The organism is Campylobacter sp. BCW_6468, assembly GCF_001762865.1.
Taxonomy (GTDB): domain Bacteria; phylum Campylobacterota; class Campylobacteria; order Campylobacterales; family Campylobacteraceae; genus Campylobacter_D; species Campylobacter_D jejuni.
The window spans coordinates 1-985 of record NZ_MJXQ01000038.1 but is presented as its reverse complement, the minus strand read 5'-3'; the positions used below and the strand labels follow the sequence as shown (position 1 = coordinate 985).

2 protein-coding genes are annotated in these 985 nt (G+C 25.8%); both read right to left on the bottom strand.

All coding sequences use genetic code 11. The features are described 5' to 3' along the window. Positions 1–543, bottom strand: a 543-nt coding sequence (locus AJ889_RS09730; protein ID WP_141081072.1) for a DUF2920 family protein, incomplete at its 3' end; no start/stop codon positions are given. Positions 544–555: 12 nt separating this feature from the next. Next, positions 556–985: DUF2920 family protein (locus AJ889_RS05620; protein ID WP_141081073.1), on the bottom strand; the 430-nt coding region annotated here is incomplete at its 5' end.

Below are 985 nucleotides of genomic sequence, written 5' to 3'. Positions count from 1 at the left end.
TTTAACTAAATCTTTTAAAGCATTGATATGATCAATAGCTGCCATAATGCCAAAATTTTGATATTCTCCACGCGAAGGAATAAAAGTTGCACTTAGTCTTTCTTCAAAATCATAAGGCAATCGATTTAACATTTTTAATTCTGTCATAATCTCGCTCAAATATTCACAATGACTAACTACAGTATTATTGGCTAATTGATCACATGGAATATTGTATTTACGAAGCACTTTTTCTATTAATTTTAAATCATCTTTTGTAAAATCTGCTAATGTTGAATATTTTTCAACATCCGAACGCCTTTGGCAAAAACAATGATAAAAAACATTTATTGTCACTACATCAAAATTTTTAGCAATATAATTTCTATAAGAATCTAAAAAATATATATTTGCATTAGCTCCATAACCTCCTATGACAAAAACTATAGCTTTGAGATCTTTTTCATCATCATAACTTATGCGATATTCAAGCTTACTGGTTCTTTTAATACCTAGTTCTACATCATCACAAGAATCAATTTCAAAGGTTTGGTTTATGAGCATATATTTTCCTTTTTAATTAATGATCAATTTTAACTGATTTTCTACATCTTTAAAAGTAAACACTTTATTTCCACAAGGATAAGAGATGGAATTTTCTTGCATTAAAGATTTTCTTTTTTGTAATTTTTCAAGCATTAAAGGAAGTTCTTTTCTAAATAAGGCTTTATCAGGTATACCACAACCATGATCTAAATTTTTAATAAATTTTCCATCAATTTTATTTTCATCTATCAAATTTAAGCTTACATCGTAACCTAAAATTTTTAATATTTGCATGGTTTGTTGTTTAAAATTGGCAGGCGTTAGAGGATCTTTATCGCTATGATAACTCACATAAATAATATTTTTATTTTTTTGACTTTGCAAAATCAAATGATCCTTATTTAACAATGTTCTAATAAAATAATTTTCATTATTAAAAAAATAAGGTGAATTTTCTTTA